Origin of the sequence: Mesorhizobium sp. M7A.F.Ca.AU.001.01.1.1, from assembly GCF_004022735.1 — a bacterium.
In the GTDB taxonomy this organism is placed as follows: Bacteria; Pseudomonadota; Alphaproteobacteria; order Rhizobiales; family Rhizobiaceae; genus Mesorhizobium; species Mesorhizobium ciceri.
This window is the reverse complement of sequence record NZ_RZPF01000985.1, coordinates 1-1772: the sequence shown is the minus strand read 5'-3', so window position 1 is coordinate 1772 and position 1772 is coordinate 1. Positions and strand designations below refer to the sequence as shown.

General features: G+C 61.9%; 4 protein-coding genes. All 4 read right to left on the bottom strand.

Annotated features, from left to right (window positions below):
- Positions 1-324: DUF2062 domain-containing protein (locus EN884_RS34880; RefSeq protein ID WP_128361082.1), on the bottom strand; the 324-nt coding region annotated here is incomplete at its 3' end.
- A 254-nt stretch (positions 325-578) separates the two neighbouring features.
- A complete protein-coding gene (locus EN884_RS34875; RefSeq protein WP_024503070.1) occupies positions 579-959 on the bottom strand; it encodes a VOC family protein in 381 nt (126 codons plus the stop codon).
- Positions 960-994: 35 nt separating this feature from the next.
- Entirely contained in the window at positions 995-1573 is a 579-nt protein-coding gene (gene pyrE / locus EN884_RS34870; protein WP_013532589.1) for an orotate phosphoribosyltransferase, read from the bottom strand.
- 50 nt (positions 1574-1623) lie between these two features.
- Positions 1624-1772 (bottom strand): ACT domain-containing protein (locus EN884_RS34865; RefSeq protein WP_164895387.1); only part of this gene is annotated, 149 nt, incomplete at its 5' end.

Sequence of the window (1772 nt, the reverse complement as noted above, 5' to 3'; positions counted from 1 at the left end):
GAGCTTGCCCGTTTCCCACGACGCGCCCCATAGCAACGGGAAGGTCAGCGGGTTGCCGAAAAAAACCGCGCCAAGCGCCGCCGCCACCAGATTGCCGGCTATCACCCAGCACAGGATGGCAGCGATGATGAAATGGAAACCGACGGGGAAGAATGAAGCGAAGACACCGGCCGCAACGCCGGCCGCCACCGCATGCGGTGTGGCCTTCAGCCGCAGGATGCGCTTGGAAAAATACTGAAGCGAGCGCGAAAACGAGCGGCGCGGCCAAAGATAGGTACGCACCCGCTCATAAAGGCCATCAGGCTTGCGGCGTCGAAATAGCACTCTGTTCCCGTTCCACAGCGCCCGCAACGGCACCTTCAGCCGGGCGTGGCAGCCACATCTTGCGCTTGACGATCACCCTATGGCAATCGCCAGCTTATATAACAACGCGCTGGCGCAAGAACAACCAAACACCTTTTGTGCGCCGCGCTTGTCGCCGCCCTTCGGGGCGGCAGGTCTTGCTTCGAACATTGGACAATCGCGGCAAATTTAAGGAACGGCAGTCGCATCGCCGAAAGGCACAGCGCCGCCAGCGGCTACGGCAGGTATTCGCTGACCTCGACCAGATTGCCGTCCGGGTCGCGGAAATAGACCGACATCATTGGACCTCGGGCCCCGACACGTTCAACCGGGCCGAGTTCCACCACCACACCATTGGCCGCGAGCCGCGCACGGACCTCATCCAGTGGCCGCTCGGTGATCAGGCAGAAATCACCTGATCCTGATGTCGGCGACTTCGCCTTTGGCTCGAAAGTCCGGCCGACCTCATGCACATTGATCTTATGGCTACCGAAAGCCAGCGCCGTCGGTCGATCCGCCGCGTCGATGCGCTCAAAACCCAGCACGCGCTGGTAAAACTCACAGGTCACTTCCAGCGAAGCGACCGTCAGCACGAAATGATCGATGCCGGCGATCATTTCCAATTCGTCTTCACGCATGTCGGCATGCCCCGTCAGATGTTGCGGCTGCCGGGCTTGATCGCCGGGATGGCGGCAAGCTCCGGCGGCAGCCGGTCGGCCGGATAGGCCGGGACCTCATACTCGGCAAGCGCGATGAGCGGCACGCCGACATCAGTCTTGCCGGCCGAACGGTCGATGATGCAGGCCGCGGCAACCACCTCGGCGCCAAGCTCGCGCAGGCACTCGATGGTCTCTCGGATCGACAGGCCGGTGGTGACGATGTCCTCGACGATGACGACACGCGACCCCCTGGCGATCTCGAAGCGGCGCAAGCGGAACTCGCCCCCCTCCCGCTCGACCCAGATCGCCGGCACGCCGAGATGACGTGAGGTCTCATAGGCCGGGATCAGCCCGCCGATCGCCGGGCCGACGACATAGTCGATCTTGCCGGGCACGCCTGCGCGGATCTTCTCCGCCAGCGCCTTGCACAGAAGCTCGGTCTTGTCGGCATGCATGAACACGCGCGCCTTCTGCAGGAAGACCGGACTGCGCAGGCCCGAGGTCAAAATGAAATGCCCTTCCAGAACAGCACCCGCCTCGCGGAAAATGCCCAGCACTTCATCGGTGTTCATGTCTGCCTCTTTTTGATTGACCATGATGTTGTCCGAAACCGGAGCATGGTCTAGCCATTGACGCGTCTTGCGTCGCTGACGCTCGAATTGTCCTTGAGCTGCGATAGCAGCCGGTTGAGGTGCTTGAGATCCCAGACTTCGAGATCGATCAGCATTTCGGTGAAGTCGGGCGCAGTGCGCACCATCGACAGCGTATGGA